Source organism: Psychrobacter sp. JCM 18903, from assembly GCF_000586475.1.
In the GTDB taxonomy this organism is placed as follows: domain Bacteria; phylum Pseudomonadota; class Gammaproteobacteria; order Pseudomonadales; family Moraxellaceae; genus Psychrobacter.
In genome coordinates this window covers 23,855-42,809 of sequence record NZ_BAWJ01000007.1, presented here as the reverse complement: position 1 = coordinate 42,809, position 18,955 = coordinate 23,855, and the positions used below count along the sequence as shown (strand labels likewise).

General features: G+C 41.6%; 15 protein-coding genes and 3 pseudogenes. 9 read left to right on the top strand and 9 right to left on the bottom strand.

From position 1 onward, the window contains the following. Positions 1–142: 142 nt before the first annotated feature. Complete coding sequence (locus TT12_RS16860; protein WP_243443442.1) at positions 143–976, bottom strand: hypothetical protein; 834 nt, start codon at positions 974–976, stop codon at positions 143–145. Further along, on the bottom strand, positions 889–1,440 hold the full coding sequence (locus tag TT12_RS16855) for a hypothetical protein (protein ID WP_243443441.1): 552 nt from the start codon (positions 1,438–1,440) through the stop codon (positions 889–891). Before TT12_RS16855 ends, TT12_RS16860 begins: the two co-directional genes overlap by 88 nt. A 146-nt stretch (positions 1,441–1,586) precedes the next feature. Here TT12_RS16855 and TT12_RS06350 point away from each other — a divergent pair, with 146 nt between their 5' ends. Both TT12_RS06350 and TT12_RS06345 read left to right on the top strand, forming a co-directional pair. Beyond that, complete coding sequence (locus tag TT12_RS06350) at positions 1,587–2,162, top strand: L,D-transpeptidase (RefSeq protein WP_201605063.1); 576 nt, start codon at positions 1,587–1,589, stop codon at positions 2,160–2,162. Positions 2,163–2,376: 214 nt separating this feature from the next. Beyond that, positions 2,377–2,991, top strand: a complete 615-nt coding sequence (locus tag TT12_RS06345) for a nitroreductase family protein (protein WP_045453143.1) — start codon at positions 2,377–2,379, stop codon at positions 2,989–2,991. Between the two features lie 247 nt (positions 2,992–3,238). On the opposite strand, the gene TT12_RS16850 is transcribed toward TT12_RS06345, so the two are convergent. Beyond that, positions 3,239–4,000 carry a CHAD domain-containing protein gene (locus TT12_RS16850; RefSeq protein WP_243443440.1) on the bottom strand — a complete coding sequence of 254 codons (762 nt, stop codon included), beginning with the start codon at positions 3,998–4,000 and terminating at the stop codon, positions 3,239–3,241. Positions 4,001–4,017: 17 nt separating this feature from the next. Then, positions 4,018–4,929 carry a CYTH domain-containing protein gene (locus tag TT12_RS16845; RefSeq protein WP_243443439.1) on the bottom strand — a complete coding sequence of 304 codons (912 nt, stop codon included), beginning with the start codon at positions 4,927–4,929 and terminating at the stop codon, positions 4,018–4,020. A 347-nt stretch (positions 4,930–5,276) separates the two neighbouring features. Here TT12_RS16845 and TT12_RS06335 point away from each other — a divergent pair, with 347 nt between their 5' ends. Next, positions 5,277–6,422 (top strand): DUF4349 domain-containing protein, encoded by a 1,146-nt coding sequence (locus tag TT12_RS06335; RefSeq protein WP_045453140.1) that lies wholly within the window; start codon positions 5,277–5,279, stop codon positions 6,420–6,422. 137 nt (positions 6,423–6,559) lie between these two features. Here TT12_RS06335 and TT12_RS06330 read toward each other — a convergent pair. Beyond that, positions 6,560–8,145: pseudogene (locus TT12_RS06330) on the bottom strand (isocitrate lyase). Positions 8,146–8,835: 690 nt separating this feature from the next. On the opposite strand from TT12_RS06330, the gene TT12_RS06325 reads away from it, so the two are divergent. The 3 genes and pseudogenes from TT12_RS06325 to TT12_RS19080 all read left to right on the top strand — a co-directional run bounded on the left by TT12_RS06325 (position 8,836) and on the right by TT12_RS19080 (position 11,621). Beyond that, a complete protein-coding gene (locus tag TT12_RS06325; RefSeq protein WP_045453137.1) occupies positions 8,836–9,825 on the top strand; it encodes a LysR family transcriptional regulator in 990 nt (329 codons plus the stop codon). A 475-nt stretch (positions 9,826–10,300) separates the two neighbouring features. Next, complete coding sequence (locus TT12_RS18290) at positions 10,301–10,681, top strand: aldehyde dehydrogenase family protein (RefSeq protein WP_279378818.1); 381 nt, start codon at positions 10,301–10,303, stop codon at positions 10,679–10,681. Then, a pseudogene (locus TT12_RS19080) lies at positions 10,624–11,621 on the top strand (aldehyde dehydrogenase family protein). Before TT12_RS18290 ends, TT12_RS19080 begins: the two are co-directional and overlap by 58 nt. Before the next feature lie 150 nt (positions 11,622–11,771). On the opposite strand, the gene purN reads toward TT12_RS19080, so the two are convergent. Together purN and purM are read right to left on the bottom strand one after the other, a co-directional pair. Next, positions 11,772–12,479: a phosphoribosylglycinamide formyltransferase gene (gene purN, locus TT12_RS06315; RefSeq protein ID WP_045453134.1), complete on the bottom strand. Its 708-nt coding sequence runs from the start codon at positions 12,477–12,479 to the stop codon at positions 11,772–11,774. Next, positions 12,479–13,526 (bottom strand): annotated as a pseudogene (purM, locus tag TT12_RS06310) (phosphoribosylformylglycinamidine cyclo-ligase). The gene purN and the pseudogene purM overlap by 1 nt, the downstream one beginning before the upstream one ends. A 341-nt stretch (positions 13,527–13,867) precedes the next feature. Between purM and TT12_RS06305 the strand changes: the two are divergent. The 3 genes from TT12_RS06305 (at position 13,868) to TT12_RS06295 (ending at position 16,873) form a co-directional block, all read left to right on the top strand. Next, a complete protein-coding gene (locus TT12_RS06305; RefSeq protein WP_045444540.1) occupies positions 13,868–14,974 on the top strand; it encodes an AI-2E family transporter in 1,107 nt (368 codons plus the stop codon). 324 nt (positions 14,975–15,298) lie between these two features. Further along, the gene (gene hda, locus TT12_RS06300; RefSeq protein ID WP_045444542.1) at positions 15,299–16,108 is read left to right on the top strand and encodes a DnaA regulatory inactivator Hda; all 810 of its coding nucleotides are present in this window, start codon (positions 15,299–15,301) and stop codon (positions 16,106–16,108) included. 75 nt (positions 16,109–16,183) lie between these two features. Beyond that, entirely contained in the window at positions 16,184–16,873 is a 690-nt protein-coding gene (locus tag TT12_RS06295; protein WP_045453131.1) for a DUF2057 family protein, read from the top strand. 267 nt (positions 16,874–17,140) lie between these two features. On the opposite strand, the gene TT12_RS06290 is transcribed toward TT12_RS06295, so the two are convergent. Both TT12_RS06290 and TT12_RS06285 read right to left on the bottom strand, forming a co-directional pair. After that, on the bottom strand, positions 17,141–17,617 hold the full coding sequence (locus TT12_RS06290; protein ID WP_045453127.1) for a Dps family protein: 477 nt from the start codon (positions 17,615–17,617) through the stop codon (positions 17,141–17,143). Between the two features lie 375 nt (positions 17,618–17,992). Continuing rightward, the gene (locus TT12_RS06285; protein WP_045453124.1) at positions 17,993–18,652 is read right to left on the bottom strand and encodes a YcxB family protein; all 660 of its coding nucleotides are present in this window, start codon (positions 18,650–18,652) and stop codon (positions 17,993–17,995) included. Positions 18,653–18,955: the final 303 nt, after the last annotated feature.

Genomic DNA, 18,955 nt, shown 5'->3' with positions numbered 1-18,955 from the left:
TGCTTTGCTAGATAAAGCATGAATAAGATACATGAATAAAAAAGGCGCTATATGAATAGCGCCTTTTTTTTGTGGATTTTTTGAAGGTTTGTTCGATGATTTTTTGCTAATTAAGAGGTTCTGTATTCAGAGCTTTTATTTATCATTGAGCCGCTTTTGTTTCTTTGTCATCAGGCTCCTCATCGTCAACCATGACGATAGCCACATCCTGCTGTTGACGTTCTTCGATAATATCTTGTTCTATGACTTCTTCTGTCGCCAGTAACACACCGTCAGATTTTTGGCTTTGATACTTGAGCGTTGCAAGCCCGCCAAGCACCCCGATCACAGCAATAATAATCAGGATAACCGGATTTTTCCAGAGGGGTATTGATGCCTCGTATTCAATGGGCTTTTCGCTGGTGGTGGTCGGTGTATTGTCGTTATTACCACCAATTAAACCCAAGCTTACCAAAGGTGGTTTGGGTGCGCTGGCAGGTTCAGAGGTAATACGTAGGCGATTACGACTGAGATAGATATCTGAGATTTTGGCGAGCTGTAATAGCCAGCGTTGGTGTGGCAGGGCAATGGCTTGCATTTCTGTAAAGACTAGCATGTCGTTATGACGACCTTGCTGCAAGTTATCAGGGGAGCGTCCAATGGCTTTTAAATAATTGCCAGTTGCCAGTTGCATGTCTTGCACAGGCTCATGACGTTCAGGCTTGAATGTCGTCAACTCATGCCAGTAAGGATTGAACGCTGGTGGGGTGTCAGCGAGCTGCTCTGCACTTAATAAGGCACGTTCTGTATGAGGATTGTTGTCGGATTCGGCTGCTGCTTTTGTTTTTACTGCCGAGTCTGAATTGACCTCTGATGCTGCGACTAGACTGTTATCTTCATTTACCACATTCAATTTAACAGAGACAGACGCTGGCTCATTGATGGCAAAGCGAGCAGCTGATAAAAACTGTGGCTGTAAAGCGAACCACTTATCCATCTCATTGCTATCAAGTTGGCTATAGTCGCTAAAATAGCCAGCTCACGTAAGACAATCACGCATAGAGATGTGAGGAGTATCTGTACTTGCTGCGTTGTTGCGTCAATCTGCTGAGCAATGTAGTCACTCGCTTTAATCACGCGAGCATTATCATAAAATATCGCATCTGCCGCTTCATGGCGATGATATAACGTCGCATTGATAGTCGAAAAATTCATCGAATTATATTGGCGTAGCTCTTTAACAGCGCCGCGACTAAATAGCTTTTTGCTTACAGCTTGTCCGTCGTTATGCTGCTGGTAAGCAAGCAAGGCACTGATAATGGCCTGCAAACTGGCATCCATTGCCAATCGAGCTTGTGGTAATGAAAGCTTGGCGGCATCTGCCAATAAAGATACCATTGGCTTGGTATCTTGATAGAGAAAATCATACATCGACACACGTGTCGGTGAAATAGTCGTCATAATCTGCTAGCATCAAAAAGTGTGCCCCTATATTACGGTGCCAAAAGCCTTGATACAATCCCTTAATAATAGAAAAAATCAATCCACTTACTTATCACGCGGTCAATAATGATATCTATTGGGTAAATGACCGTTGGAAACATTCTATGAAAAATAACGAAAGCTATAACGAGAAAAATAACGAGAAAAATAACGAGAAAAATAACGAGAAAAATAACGAAAGTTCTGATGTGCAGTTGGTGGTTAATATTGCTAAGCAAACATTAACGCTCTACCAGCATAATAGAGAATTGGCTCAATATACGGTGTCTACTGCTAAAAATGGCATTGGCAGTCAGCAAGATAGCGGCTGCACACCTCTTGGCAAACACTTTATCGCCAAAAAAATTGGCGCAAATGAACCCATAAATGCCGTATTCATTGGACGCCTCCCTACAGGCGAGATATATAGTGCTGAGCTTGGTGAACGACATCCTGAACGCGATTGGATATTAAGCCGTATTCTTTGGCTAAGTGGTGTGGAAGAGGGCTTTAATAAAGGCAGTAATAGTCAAGGTGGCTGTGATACTTATCAGCGTTATATTTATACTCATGGTACGCCAGACAGTGAACCGATGGGTGTGCCACTCTCGCATGGCTGTATACGTATGCGTAATGAGGATATTATTGAATTGTTCGACCAAATTGCAGAGGGCATATCGGTGACGATTGTTGCTAATTAACCATTCTTAGCCCATTTAGGTGCTTTCGTTCAGGCTCAGGACACGTCCTAAGTAAAACAGAATAACTTCATAGAGTAATTGATAAATAAAACTTTATAGAGTCTAGATATTATTTAGCATATTGCTATAATAGCTTGCTTATGAATGATCGACTTGTCATGCTAAACATGGCTCGTTTGACCTATATTTTATGATAACTATAAGGATAATATCGATGTCTAAAGAAAGCCTAGTCACTTTACAACAAGCCTTTGATGAACGCCGGTCAATATATGCTTTGGGCAATGAGCTGCCAGTAGAGCCACAAGCAATTGTCAATATGGCAGAGCGTGTTTTATTACATACGCCTTCTGCTTTTAATTCACAATCTTCGCGATTGGTCGTACTGTTTGGTGCCGAGCACCAGAAATTGTGGGATATCGCTGAAGAAAAACTGCGTGCAGCCGTCGGCGATGGCGACTTTTCTGGGACTAAGCAAAAACTAGATGGCTTCCGTGCGGCGGCGGGTACGGTGCTGTTTTATGAAGATAAAAACGTGACTCAGTCACTGCAAGAGCAGTTTGCGTTATATGCAGATAGATTTCCAGTTTGGGCTCAGCAAACCTCAGCCATGCATCAGTATGCGATGTGGACTGAGCTACGTACTTTAAATGTTGGTGCCAACCTACAGCACTACAATCCGCTTGTGGATGAAGATGCCGCTAAGGCTTTTGCTATCCCAGATAGTTGGGAATTAGTGGCACAAATGCCATTTGGCAACATTGTTGAGCCTGCTGGCGAGAAAACGTATCAGCCAGTTAGTGAGCGTATGAAAGTGCTAGGTTTATAAAAGCGCTGAACTGACAAAAGAGCTAGACGTAGAAAACCAATATCAATCTTCGATATTTAATTGGCTGAGTTAAAGCGTTAATTTTTTAATATAGTTTAGTTCACTTATCCAATCGGAAAAAGCCCTTTAAAAAACGCAATTCAAAAAAAGACAGCCCATATAAAATGCGCTGTCTTTTTTTACTCTGAGCTTATTTTGTTTAAAGCATTGTTTATTCTAAGTTTTATTGATGCTGTTATAAGTATTTTTACCGCAATACAGAGCTGTGTGTCACTTTCGCCAAGCGTTTTTCTGTGCGCTTAAGGTCTCTCACTAGCATGGCTGCAAACCACCCAGCGCCATATAACGCACTGCTATCTGTCTTCGATTTTAATTGATAGCGCTGTTGGTACATTTTATGATTATGATATTTATTCAAAGTCTTTTGCGCTTTTGCTAAGTATTTTAGCCAGCGTTTGCTTTCCTTCTTGGCTTTTTTCTTTTTTGACTTTTTCTTATCTAATAATGGCGTAGCAAACTCACTGATATAAAGTAAGGTGGTTAACTGCTCATGCAGCTCGTGCTCTGCATTATTACCGTCTAGATCAATATTTTCTATATCGTCACTTTTTGAATCTACGTTTTCTAAGTCACTATCGTCTAAGTCAACACTTTGTAAATCATCATCTTTTAAATCATTGCTTTCTATATTAATGTTATTTGAGCCAAGGTCTTTTTTACTCTGTAGCTCTTGTACTGCCTTGCCAAGCTTTGCCTGCTGTTTGGATAAGGTTTTTGCCAGTTTATCGATGGCGAGTTGATCAGCCTGTGGTTCAAGGCTTGGGTCGCTCATGGTAAAGGCGATCAGCTCAAGTAAGGTCAGCTGAAAATCGTTGGCACTGACAGCCTCTTTCGGAGTAATCTTCAGCGCATCCATATCTGTTGCCCAGTCGACAGTAGGTGCACCATGCTGTTGTAAATTAGGCTCTATATGTGAGGCAAGATGGGCAAGCTCTCGATATTCATTCAATAACGTGGCTGTTCGTTTTAGTATCGGCAGCAGTCTGGATTGATTTCGTCAGAATAGCTGGCAAATGCTTGTAGGGCAGCTTGTAAGCGGGTAATACCAATGTATAGTTGTAATGCATGGACGTCCTCTTCGCTGCCAGCGACGATAGCGCTGCTATTGGGCAGTATTTGCAATAGACAGTTATGTACCGCTGCACGCACAAAGGCAGGCATACTGATTTTCTTATCGATATTTAGCTGATCAAGGTCAGCGTGGACAGCTGGACTATGCTGCTGTTCTGTGATGAGTAAACCACCGCGCTCAGCTTTTGTCACCGTAGACAAACAAAGCTTGTAGCGCTTACACCAAGTTTTGGCGGTTGCAAATAAAAAATCGATATCTCCTGATATCAGCTCAAACTCAATCTCTTGAATAGCATCACGCTGAGTATCATCATTACCGTGAATAATTTCTCCATAATCGTACGCCATCTCGACATGGTTATTTGCATCACCATCACTACCACTATCATCCACTAGCAATCGTGTGGTGCGCTCTACATCGGTCACATATAACCGTGTGAGATTTTTAGCCAGTTTTTTTAGCTTAAATTCAGCTAGGGCAGGGGCGACAGAGGTGTTTTTATAAATGGTTAAATCAGGCATGAGCGTATTATTATCGAGCATCGCTTGTACTTGTTCATTATCCAGTACCGCATTATGCTCTAGGCGTGCTGCAATGCCATCGCCGCCCGCTTTGATGGTCTGTACCCAAGCATCGCCTTCTTTACGAATACGCAAGCCAATGCCTGCCTCTGCAAGCTGTTGGTCTGGGGTATCATAATAATGGGCAGCCAGTTGTGTCACCTCAGAAGACTTGACTCGTGCTTGGCGCATCAAACCTTTCAGTCGCGACTCTGGTACCAAAAACTTTAGCTCTATCTCTTGCATGATGGCTCCCGATTATTTTAATAAATTTGAATGACTACCATCGTATGAAAGCTATCAGCGAATAACAAGCAAAATTTTTTCTATAAATAATCTGAGCCAATATTAGAGATATACTTTTAGTAAGTAATCATTATAATTAACGTTAATTATTAAACAAAAGTAGGATAAAGGTGGTTGGCTTTATAATAGAAGCTAAAATATTTTTATCCAATATATTTATCATATCTCATAAAATGCCGGATTATAAAATAATGACGCGATGCAATCAAAAGAAGTATGACACGCAGCAGTCTCATGCAATATTACTGTCTAAAGCCTTGTTTCCATCAGTTTTATGTCTACCAATAATGCTTGGGTCTGTTTTATTGATAGGCGGCTGCGATAGCTCTTCTGAATATGCAGAAAGCAGCGCAGATCTGACAGAGGTGGCAACCGAAGAAGTTGCAGACGCTACAGAAGGGGAGATGGTTGGCATCATGTCCGATGTGGCAGCTGATAATGCCTCTAACGCTGATGATTTAGAGGTTGCAAACCTATCGAGCACTAGTGAACAGACCCTTGGTAGTCAGGCAGCAGACATTAAAATTGCTGGCAAAGCGCTATTGATAACTGCCAGTGCTGATTTTAAAGTTGAAGATGTCGTCAAAACTAGTGATGCTATTGAGAGTTTGACACGGCAACAGGCTGGTTATGTGGCACTTAGCAATATTAGTAATCATCCACGTGATAGTCGAACCTTTGTACAAGGCAATAAAAATATCACGATTACAACCTACACTCGTCAAGCTGACATGACGGTTCGTATCCCTCGCGCCAATGTCAGTAAGTTCCTAGCGCAATTACAACAGCAAGTCGCATTTTTAAATGGGCAGCAGTTTAGTGCTCAAGATGTGACATTAGATATTTATCGTGAACAGCTAGCGAGCCAGCTAAATAGTGATATGGCAAGCGAGCTTAGCCAAGAACGCCTGAGTAGTAAAAATGACAAAGACCAAGGCAGCAATGTTGATGCTATTACCGCAACTTATGCGGCACGTCGTCAGCAAGAGCTCGCCAAGCTTGAGCAACTGGCTATCGCTGATAAAGTTCAATATAGCACCATTAACCTGACCTTTATGCAGCCAGATATCAGTTATAAAGAAACCACGCAAAATCTGGATGTGCTATTAGATGCTGAGCAGCCAAGTTTTAGTAGTCAAGTGAGTCAAGCACTTAAAGATGGCTGGGAGATACTTAGATCAGTAGCGCTTGGATTGATACAACTGTGGTGGCTGCTTGTACTTGGCGGTATTTTTTATCTAATTTACAGAATGATAAAAGCAATCTATCGTAGATTTTTTAAACATGATCCCCGTATAAAAAATATGAAGCGTGAGCTGATGAGTGAAAATCTAAAAAGTCACGATTCAGTCGGTATACAGAGCAGTCAGGAAGAGGATAATAGCAATAATATGAAAGAGACTGATAGTAAGGATAATAATCACTCAAATTAAGAATTAACAAGCTCACAATGCTCAAAATCTTACAATAATAGAGTGCAAATAAGCAGACATAAAAAAGCCGCCCTACAAGATAGGACGGCTTTCTCTATAACTGGTACTTACGAGATATACTTATAAGTGGTCGGTGATTAGAACTGGTTCATTGTGTTCTTGCCGCCGCCAGCTTTAAGGGCGTTTTCACCTGAGAAGATCTCTTTGTGATCATCGCCAAGGTCAGAACCAGCCATTGCTTGATGCTTAACACAAGCGATGCCTTCACGGATTTCTTTACGTTGTACGCCAGCAGCATAAGCAAGCATACCATCTTCACCGAAGTAGCCTTTAGCAAGCTCATGCACGCTAAGCGCAGTGGTGTGATAAGTAGGTAGCGTGATTAAGTGATGGAATACACCTGCTTCACGTGATGCATCACGTTGGAAGTTTCTAGCCGCTTCGTCAGCTGCGGTATCAAGTTCAGTACCATCGTAATCAGCACTCATCAAGTCATCTTTATTGTAGGCAGATAGGTCTTTGCCTTCTTCTTCCCACTGAGCGATGATTTGCTTACGGAAGTTCAGTGTCCAGTTGAATGATGGGCTGTTGTTGTATACAAGCTTGGCTTTTGGCTGTTGCTCTTTAATACGATCAACCATCATTTTGATGTGTGCGACGTCTGGAGTCGGTGTCTCGATCCATAGTAGATCAGCGCCATTTTCTAGAGCCGTTACACAGTCAAGTACGACACGGTCGATGTTCGTTTCTTCACGGAACTGATATAGACCATTTTGAAGACGAACTGGACGTACTAATTTGCCGTTATGCTTGAGCAAGCTGTCATTCTCTTTGGCGTTTTCTAGCGTGACTTCTTCCATCTCGATAAAATCGATGTACTGAGAAGCAAGGTCGCCTGGCTCATTTGATACTGGAATTTTTTGCGTTAGTGACGCGCCTTCAGAGTCAGTACGAGCAACGATAACGCCGTCTTCAACACCAAGCTCTAAGAATGCATAACGAATAGCGTTGATTTTTGCGATATAGTCTTCATGCGGTACAGTGACTTTACCCGCTTGGTGACCACATTGCTTCGCGTCAGATACTTGGTTTTCAACCTGAATAGCACAAGCACCAGCTTCAATCATTTGCTTAGTTAGCAAGTAAGTGGCTTCTTCGTTACCGAAACCTGCATCGATGTCAGCAATGATTGGCACAACATGTGAATCAAAGTTTTCGATTTTTTCTAGGATGGCTGAGGTATCTTGACCCGCTTCTTCTGCAGCGTTTAGCTCACGGAAGTAGTCGTTCAATACTTTAGCATCAGCTTGACGTAAGAAGGTGTAGATTTCTTCGATTAGCTAGGTACAGAGGTTTTTTCATGCATAGATTGGTCAGGAAGAGGACCAAACTCAGAGCGAAGGGCTGCAACCATCCAACCTGATAGGTAGATGTAAGTTTTAGACGTAGTACCAAAATATTTTTTCTTAGCGTACATAGTTTGTTGTGCCACAAAACCATGCCATGCACCTAAAGACTGCGTGTACTGAGACGTATCATTGTCATAGTCTTCCATGTCTTGACGCATGATTTTTGCAGTATATTTGGCGATATCTAAGCCCGTTTTAAAACGGTTTTGTGACATCATACGTGCCGCATCGGTTTCGCTGATATTCTGCCAGTTACCGTGCTTTTGCTTTAATTCACGTACTAAGTCGATCGCTGATTTATATGCAGTTGACATCTATGTCTCCTTGGGGTGGTGAAAATTAGTAACTTAGAAAATTACAAGTATTGAGGTAATTTTGATATATGTAGAAAGATGCTGGCAGAAGTAAAAATCTAAAATATAAACCTTGTGCGTTAGCAATCTCTACTAAACTATAAGAAAATTATGATAAAAGCAAATAAAACCTGTCGAATTGGTCAGCTTTTATTATTGGGTCTTTCGTTTTAGGTTGAATGCGCTTTTTTATAAGCCTTTTTTGACTGTTAAAGTGCTTATTGCCCTAAAAAGTGCCAACTACTAATTCAAGCTTAAAAACAAATGAGAGCAAAAAATTAAGTTTGCGTAATAAAGGTTATGTCCGTATTTCCGCATGAAAATGCGATAAAATACCTGTGGTAGTCAATCCATCAAAACGCACGGCGACTGCCTAACATTAAACAAGGACTGATTAAGCGCTTGCTAGCCACTATAGCTAGGTTGCCTTGATTTATCTAGTTTATGATTATTATCTTGGGTATTTAATTTTATGATAGTACATATAAAACAATGACTTATGATGAATGATTTCAGTTATAATAAGCGTATATCAAAATAATTAATATAAAATTGTCCTTATTTCATGCTGTTATAGATGATTTATACTAAATAACAGGGCAAAAAACGCCGCGTTTGTAGTGGTATTTATTTTAAGGTAAAGAGACATATATGAATTTGCAGCGGGTAGATTTAAATTTATTGGTACATCTAGATGTGTTGTTACGAGAAAAAAACGTCACTCGTGCAGCTGAGCAGCTTGGCATTACCCAACCTGCGATGAGTAATATTTTGCGCCGGCTACGTAAGCTATTTAATGATCCATTGCTGGTACGCTCATCCGAAGGCATGACGCCGACTGAACGCGCTTTGGAGTTGCAACCTCGTATCCGTGAAATACTGGCGGATTTGACACAAGTATTAGAGCCACGCACAGAATTTCGTCCTTATAGTACCTCGCGCGTTTTTCGTATCATGACCTCAGACTATGCTGAAGCGACATTGGTACCAAAATTGGTCAAAGCATTGCGCTCAGAGGCACCAAATGTCATCTTAGATTTCTTAACGCCATCGGACGTCTCATATCGTGATATGGAGCAGGGGCGAGTGGATTTGGCGATCAACCGCTTTAATGAAATTCCGCAAAGTTTCCACCAAGTTTTGGTCTGGCGTGATACCTTTAGCTGCCTATTGTCCTCTGACAGTCCCTATGCGCATCGCTTTAATCTAAAAAATTATCTTAAGGCGCAGCACGTTTGGGTCTCTAAAACGGGTATGGGTGTGGGATTTGGTGTCAATCCAGAAAAATCTGGTGGCCTAGGTTCAATTGATCAAGCACTGCAACGTTTAGGTCAAAAACGTCAAATCAGTGTTTTTACCCGCCACTATCAAATGCCAGCCATGCTCGCAGCCAATAAAGATTTGGTTGCAACTTTGCCTACGCGTGTAGCAAAAATGCAAGCTAATAACGACAGTATCATGATGGTCGAGCCACCATTTTTTATCCCTGAATTTGAGCTAACGATGGCGTGGTCGCCTTTGCTGCAGCATCATCCCGCCCATCGATGGTTGCGTCAGCTTATCATGCATGTGGCTCGTCAAATTGTTGACGAAGAAAAGAATCCACCCCAAGAAATTCCTGTGATGAATCATTTGTTTTAAGCCATTTATTTTTGGTTATCAATTGCTTATTTATTAAACCAGCCCAAGCGCTGTTTTTTATTGGCGTAATTTTACTGAAAAATCTCGTCCAAGATTTTGACCTAATAAATCGGTCAGTCACATTCTTAACATCTTACGAACACTTCTTTATAACTTGTAAAACTACTCGTTGTACATTTTGCTATGATGAATTTCCTTTAAGAAAAAACACAAATACATAGCCTATTGTTAAGTTATACGACAGTATCGGATTTCATAAGAGCGTTGATGAAGTTGTCCAATTTAACCAGATACGTTTATAAAAATGACCACTCTTGCTTTATGTATTTCTAAGGTTTATGTGTTTCTAAGATTTCAGATGTTGAAGCGATCAATTTTCAAACCAATAAAATAGTTTAATAAATAAGGATAATAATCATGGCAGATATTACTACTATAAACAGCAACGGGTGAAGCGATCAAAGAATACGATTATATGAGTAATGACGAGGTGAACAATATTGTTGAATCCTCGCACCAAGCATTTACTGAGTGGCGTAAAACCAGCCATGAGGCGCGTGCAAAAGTTATCAATTCTATCGGTGAGACATTGCTCAAGTACAAAGAAGAGTTGTCTGAACTCATGACTGAGGAGCGTGGTAAGCTCTATAGTCAGAGTTTGCAAGAAATAGATTTGTGTAAGGCGATTTGCGACTATACCGCAGAAAAAGGAGTGGCTGCACTTGCTGACGATGAACGTGATATTGAAGGCTTGAAGAAAGGTATTGTGACTTATCAGCTATCGGTGTCATTTATGGCATGCAGCCATGGAACTTTCCTGCTTACCAAGTATTCCGTTATACCATCGCAAATCTGATGGCAGGTAATAGTATTTTACTCAAGCACGCATCAAACGTGACTGGTTCAGGCTTGTTAATCGAAAAAATCTTCCATGAATCAGAGTTACCAAACGATTTGTTCCGTACGATTTTAATCGATCACGACCAATCAGAAGCATTAATCGGTCATGACAAAGTGCGCGGTGTCACACTGACAGGTAGCGACGGCGCTGGTAGCATTGTGGGTCAGCAAGCAGCAAAAGCCATTAAAAAGGTGGTGCTAGAATTAGGCTCAAACGATGCCTTTATTGTCTTAGAAGATGCTGATGTAGAGTTAGCGGTAGAAACTTGTACCCAAGCGCGTCTCATTAATAATGGTGAAACTTGTGTCGCCGCTAAGCGCTTTATCGTTGTTGATAGCTTATACGATGATTTCCGTGAACGCATTGTCAAAAAGTTGCAGACGCTAAATCTGGCGATCCGATGGATGATGCCTCTGATCTTGGTCCATTAGCCCGCAAAGATTTACAAGAAAAATTGCATGAGCAAGTAGAAGACAGTGTGGCAAAAGGCGCAACGATTGCTGTTGGTGGTCAATTGCCAGAAGGTAAAGGCAGTTTTTATCCAGCAACTATCTTGGAGAATGTCGAAAAAGGACAACCTGCCTATGATGACGAATTATTTGGTCCTGTCGCCTCATTAATACGAGCCAAAGACCAAGATGATGCATTACGCATTGCCAATGACAGTCGCTACGGTTTGGGCGGTGCTATCTTCTCTAAAGACGAAGACAAAGCCATTCGCCTAGCGCGTGAAGAGTTTGATACGGGCATGGTTTACATCAATGGTTACGGTCTTGCAAATCCAGCGTTGCCATTTGGTGGAGTGAAAAACTCAGGTCATGGTCGCGAGCATGGCGGTTTTGGTATCAAAGAATTTGTAAATATTAAAGGGTTACATGTCCATAAAAGTCAATAATAGCTGACGTCTTCGGGATGAATATGCTTTAGAAGATTTTAAAGGTAGCTATTAGAAAGCCCAGTCATTCATTGAGTGACTGGGCTTTTTTATGCGAAGAGTTTAAGTTTGATAGTTGGTGCCTGATAATTTGTGACTGTCGCTATTTACTCAGTCGTTCAAATATAGTTTTAACGGTAGCGTTGGTAAAGACATACTTTGTTGATTGGATGCTTGAGCATGGTCTAGCGAAAGTGCGCCTTTGGCCAATAATAAAATCGTCCAAGGGAGCAATTGATGCTCAAGCTTTTGCACGCGTGCTTGCAAGCTATCGGCAGTGTCTCTTTGATGTATCTCTAACAGCGCTTGGGTCAAAACAGCCCCCGCGTCAAGCTCGGCAGTGACGACATGAATACTACAGCCATGATGTCGCTCACCTGCTTGTATCGCACGCTGATGGGTATCAAGGCCTTTATAGACAGGTAGTAAAGAGGGGTGCAGATTAATCATCGGCGCTGGTGCATTATCGATAAAATCTGCACTCAAGACACGCATAAAACCAGCTAACACAATGACATCTGGTTGCCATGATGCTAGTTGGCTGCTGGCATGACTCTCAAAGGTCATGATGCCCATGCGTTTGCCGCTAGCAACATGTGACAATACTGCCACAGGAATGTCAGCGTCTTTTGCACGGGTGATGGCATAAGCATCTTCACGGTTGCTTATGACGCCAACAATCTCAATTGGCAGTGCGCCAGCTTGCATCGCATCTATCAGTACTTGCAAGTTGCTACCACTACCAGATACCAAGACAGCAATGCGCAAAGGCTTGCTGTCTTGGCGTGTATTGGTTGATATTAACGATATTTCTGACATTAACGGTACACCACAGCATCCGCTTCGCGCTTCACCATTTCGCCTAATTGCCAAGCTTTTTCACCAGCATCATTCAAAGTTTGAATAGCCGCATCTGCTTTATCTTTAGGCACGACAATGACAAAACCAACGCCGCAGTTAAAAGTGCGGTACATCTCGCTTTGTTCAATATTTCCTTGGGTTTGTAACCAAGTGAATAGCTCTGAGAACTGCCAGCTAGCCGTATCAATACTAGCAGCTAAATTCTCTGGTAATACACGTGGTAAATTATCGGTTAAGCCGCCACCAGTGATATGTGACATTGCATGCAGCGCTGAGCTACCAAGAGTATCTTGCAACGCTTTAATCGCTTTAACATAGATGCGAGTAGGGGCCATTAACGCGTCTTGGATAGCTGACCGTCTAATTGCTCATCGCTAGTAGTCACATCAATGCCGCTGACTTCGATGACTTTACGTACCAATGAATAACCGTTTGAGTGTGCGCCACTTGAGGCAAGAGCGATCAATACATCGCCTTCCGCGACGTTTTCGCCAGTGATGACTTCCGCTTCTTCGACCACACCGACACAAAAGCCTGCCAAGTCATAATCATCGTCTTGATACATGCCTGGCATCTCAGCCGTTTCGCCGCCGATTAGAGCGCAGTTTGATAACTTACAGCCTTCACCAATACCAGTGACCACAGTCGCTGCAACATCAATATCAAGCTTGCCAGTTGCATAATAGTCTAAGAAAAATAATGGCTCTGCACCGCAAACCAATAAATCGTTGACGCACATGGCGACTAAATCAATGCCGATAGTGTCATGACGATTCAGCTGTAATGCCAGCTTGAGCTTAGTACCGACGCGTCAGTGCCCGACACGAGTAGAGGAGAGGTGTAACCAGTTGGTATACGACAAAGCGCTCCAAAGCCGCCAAGTCCGCCCACAACCTCAGGACGAGAGGTGGCTTTTGCCACTGATTTAATACGTTGTACCAACGCATCGCCAGCATCAATATCAACACCAGCATCTTTGTAGCTTAAAGAAGGCTTGTTACTCATGGTCATCTCACAAATTTTATAGGGAATGAAGGTCTGTCAGTAGAAAATCGAGTTGGTCGTGTTAATTCTGAATATAGTGCGCACATTATACCCAAAAATGACCCTTACTCGCAAAGCAACTTGCGGATATTTGGCGGATATTTCACGAAGACTGACTTTAAGTGGTAAATAAAAAGTTAAGAAACAAAAAATGACGGATTTTTTGCTGTACTCTGCGATAATAGAACGCTAAATTTATTGTCGATAACAGTTCGCTATTACACCGTTGTTGTACGATAAGACGTATCATTTCTTTCAATTATGCTCCCATCTTAAATCAGCCTATCATAGGATTCCTTGTCATGATGAACCAACCAATAGATCCTTTTTTTCGGCGCTTATTTATTGTCGTTGCGATGGTGGTGGGTATATTATTACTGTATTTGATGATGCCAGTCATTATACCGTTTGTCTTTGCTTTCGTACTGGCTTACTTGTTCAATCCGCTGGTCAAACGCTTATCGAAGTATATCAAACGCTGGGTGGCGATTATCATTGTCTATTCCACCATCACTTTAGGAATGGTGCTACTGCTTTGGTGGTTGATACCGACCTTGTGGCATCAGTTGCAAGCGGCGTGGGAGTACCTGCCTAAGGTCTTAACTTGGTATAATGAAGTCGTACGTGAATGGTTCGTTAACAACAGTCGTATCAATCTGCCAGAGTTGGAGTCTAAAGGGTTTTCTGAGACATTGGTTGAATACATGCAAACCAATTATAAGTTTGAAGATGCCAGTACCATGATGAACCAAATATTGGTGTCGAGCATGAACTTCATCAATAATGCAGGACTCATTGTGCTGGTGCCGATTCTTACCTTTTATTTCTTATTTAATTGGGATCAGCGTCTGCAAACATGGAAGCTGGCGATTCCCGCTGCGTATAGCAAAAAAGTCATTCAAATTGCTCGAGAGTGTGACCTTGCGTTGATGGCATTTATCAAAGGTCAGCTATTGGTGATGGTATTATTGGGTGCTATTTATGCGGTGCAATTACAGCTTATTGGGCTTGAGCTTGGGCTGATTATTGGTATGGTTGCCGGTATTGCCAGCTTTGTTCCTTATTTGGGTTTTGGCATTGGTTTTATCGCTGCCATTATCGCCTGCCTGTTCCAGTTTGGGCTAAATTGGACGTATTTGTCGCTGATCGTCGGAGCGTTTTTAGTTGGGCAAGCCGCAGAAGGTTATATTCTACAGCCGTTACTATTGGGTGATAAGATAGGTCTATCGCCGCTTTGGGTGATTTTTGCCGTATTGGCAGGCGCAAGCTTATTGGGTTTCGTTGGTATGCTAATTGCTTTGCCAGTGTCTGCCGTGCTTAATGTACTGTTTCGCCATTTATATATCTACTATCGTTCGACAGATTTTTATAAAGGTCGTAAGCAATTGGCATTGTTTGAGAAGAGATAAATATTTTATCGTTAAATTGATAGAGCCATGGGGAATTAATAGTAAATGGTGTGAGGAATAAACAGTGATGGATAAGGCTTAATAGGTAAAAGACTTGTCAGTCATTTTGCAAATATGTTATATATAGGCGCAGTATTGACAGTATCCGCCGTTATCCAGTTGGTCGTTAACAAGATGACTTTTGATTAGATAATTTTCAGATATATTCCTGATTAAAATGACGAGATGCTAACGCAGCAAGTTATATCAGGTAGTATAAGAGTACCTCAAAGACAGTTATTAATAATTTATCCTTTTATTTATTGCATTACGCAAAACGAGTTGATGATTCATGCAGAAGCACAGCTAAGTCTCAATCTGGACATTAAGCATGATGCAAGTCTAAGTGACTTCGCCGGTCCTGGTTGGATGTCAATTATTGATGCAGTGCGGCAACTACATGTCGGCCTGATTGGTCAGCTGTACCTATTTGGCAGTCCTGCTACGGGCAAGTCGCACTTATTATCTGCTATCTGTGAGTCATTTATTGAGATGGACAAGTCCGCGATTTGTTTGTCACTCAATGAGTTGATTCATACCGATGTGCACGTCCTCTCCTCTCTAGAAAACTTCGATCTAATCGCGATCGATGATTTAGAGGTGCTGGAGCAAAGCAGTCAATGGCAAGAAGCCTTATTTCATTTGATTAACCGCAGTCGTGAAGGTCAGCGTCAATTGTTGTTTGCAGCCAATAAGCCTGCTGGTGATTTGCCCTTTCAATTGAGGGATTTGCTGACTCGTTTGGCACAAGCACCTACGTTTAAAGTACCCAATGGTCATGACTTAGCCGACCGTCAGGCGTTATTACAATCCATCTTGCGTCGGCGTGGTTGGCAGTTTGATGATCGAATTATTGATTATTTGCTTACTGAAGGACCACATCGCATCGGTGCGATGATGGAAGTACTCAATTATATTCAGCCGATGTTTTCGAACCTTGGGCGTAGCAATATATCCAAAGCAGTCATCACTGACGCATTGCGTACCATTGATGAGCAGACACTAGCAGCAGAGCTTGCTGATATTGCGCAAGAGACACAAGTAGATAACGATTCAGCGGAACAAGATCAACATACGATGCCACTCGATTTTTAGCATTAACAACTAAAGTCTTTTATCCAAAACGCTTTTACTATTGCCAAAACGTTTTCACTATTAATGGAATCACTTATGAAATCCAATGCTTCTTTGCTAAAAAAACTGACCATCAGCACGTTGCTTATTGGTGCAGGCTCTGTCTCTATGCTGTCGCATGCTGAAGTAACGCTACTGGTTGATGACCATATCAAAGTCACGGCTATTAATGGGCAAGAAGTGCAGCAGAGCGCTTTTCAACCATTGACTAAAAAGTTCACGCTTCAGCCGGGTCAACATGCGATTACTGCAAAATACGATCGCTTATACGATTTGCGCCGTGATGAGCATGATTATTTACGTTCGGGTAATGTGAGCGTGACGGCAGAATTGGCGGATAATCAAACCTATCATCTGACCATGCCGAATCAGCCAGAAGAGTATGCAGCAGCTAAAGAATATGCCAAGCGTCCGATACTGGCAGTAGAGAAAAACAATACTGTGGTTGCAAGTCAGCAAGGTATCGCTGGTAATCAAGGTGGCTTGTTGTCAGGTTTAGGCAAGGCGTTCGGCGGTGTATTTGGTGGGGCAGATGATGCAGAGCTACAGAATCAGCGTGCGATTGCCGCATTAGATCAACCAAATGTGAATACGGGTACGGTAGCGACTACTAAGCAAACCACTAGCGTTAATTCATCTGATAATACCTTAGATCAATTTATGCAAATTTGGTTACAAGCCACGCCTGCTGAGCGCGAAAAAATGCGTCAATGGATGCAAAAATAAGGTTTCATTAGCAACAGCAAGCACAAAAAAAGCACCTAAATTAGGTGCTTTTTTATGATCTAGATTTTAGGGCGTGTCCTCAATTCAATCAATTACTCTCTAAATGGGCTAAAAATGGCTAAATTTTGTTAAACATCGTCAAATAGCTTATCAATATCTCGATATTAACAGCGCTATTTTCCTTGGTTAACTGCAATTTATCTCATTTTTATCACCATTTTTAAAATGAGGACACGCCCTAGTGATGTACTGTTTCATTAGTAATGATTAACCCAAAAAGGCGTTATACATCCAGATGAGCTTTTCTTGCTCTTGTACATAGGCATCTACGAGATCAGCTGTCCCTTGATCTTCGCTGTCTGCTGCTAGAGCAGATACTTTACGCTGCTCTGTAATCAAAGCTTGTAAACCAGTTACCACGCCTTTCACACAAGCATTGCCATCTTTGACGTTTTTATCTTCTTGAATGCTAGTATGCTGAGTAAAATCGCTATAAGCATGCAGCGGTGTGCCGCCCAAAGTTAAGATACGCTCAGCAATTTCATCAATTTGTAATTGTAGCGCAGTATACAATTCTTCAAATTTTGGATGCAAGGTGAAAAAATGCTCACCTTTTACATTCCAGTGATAGCCACGGACGTTTAAATAAAATACGTGATAAGTTGACAATAAATTGTTTAGTTGTGCAATGACTTCGCTCATGTCAGCTTTTTCTAGACCGATTTGATTAGTAGCGTTACTCATAATATTATCCTTATAGTTTGAGTGTTGATATAAAACATTAAATGAAGAAGATGAGAAGTGTAGCAACTCGTGTGCTGCATTACTATGCTCTTTAATATATTAACGCTTTTCAGCCTTAAAAAGTAACAATCTTAGAAAATAGTATGATAAAACTACCATATAGAATGGCGTCAGCTTAAGCTAAAATCATAACTATACATTCATATAATTTAGAGCAATTATCACCTTTCTTCTGATAGCTATTATAATAGCAGAGCACCATCGATAAGTTAATTTCAATAAATTTATAATTATGATTGGTTTTGTAAAAAGTGTTTTTTATTGCTCATTTCTTTATCGCTCATATAATAAGCGATAAAGAAGTCTTCTACTGTTTTATGCTGGCGGCTGTAAGTTTTCAGGATTTAAGCCTTTAACGGGGATAACTTCTTGCAAATGCTGACGTACCGTATCGATCGGGAACTTCTGTGCTTCTAAGCGTTTTGGCACAATTTGGCTGCCTTGTTGACCTTTCATCTCAAACATCATAAAGATATAGTCGTCCGTCTCATCCCAGCTTTTGACAGCTGACCATGGAATGACGGCTTGCTGGGTCGTGCCTGCTCGCATTTGCATGCCGCGCATTTGGTTGTTATTAAATGTGTCAGGCTGATTCACTGGCATCGCCATGACGAGGCCATGCTTTTGTACGCCCAATTTCATCTGACGCATCTCGTCTGGCATTTCTTGATCCGCCACTTGCTTGTCAAACTCTCTTTTCACATACCATTTAAAGCCAAGGGTACGAACCAGTAAATAAATGACGACTGAAACTAGCATCAGCCAAAAGATAATGGTTGAGTAGCCTGTCACAAAAACCAACCCTGCGATCGCTAGTACCACGGTTACCGCCATAATGATCCATTCTTTCGTTTTGATACTTTTTAGACCGAAAGAAGGGCTGGCACTGGCAAATAGCTCGTATTGTGCTTGGTGAAATTCTGCCTCAGTTAGGTTTAAGGCGACAGGTTGTAGCGTATAGGGGTACAAGGCCATAAAGGTTTCTCAAATACTTGTATTGAAAGTGTTGGGTTTAAATCGACAAAATGCAGCAGCTACGTCGTACTAGGCTAGAAGTCGAATAAAAGGTATGCGCTTATCTTACCGAAAAGTACCCCTAAATGAAACATATAAGCCGCTCTGTTCGTTGATAGAAGTGATATTAATGGTTTTAATAAAGATGGGCGAGGCTTATTGAGGCAAGCTGAACTTTGAGAGATGCATTTAAAGCGAATATAACTGGCTACGGATAATGAAAGTAATAAATGAAAATTCAATCAGCAGCGGTCAAAACATGGT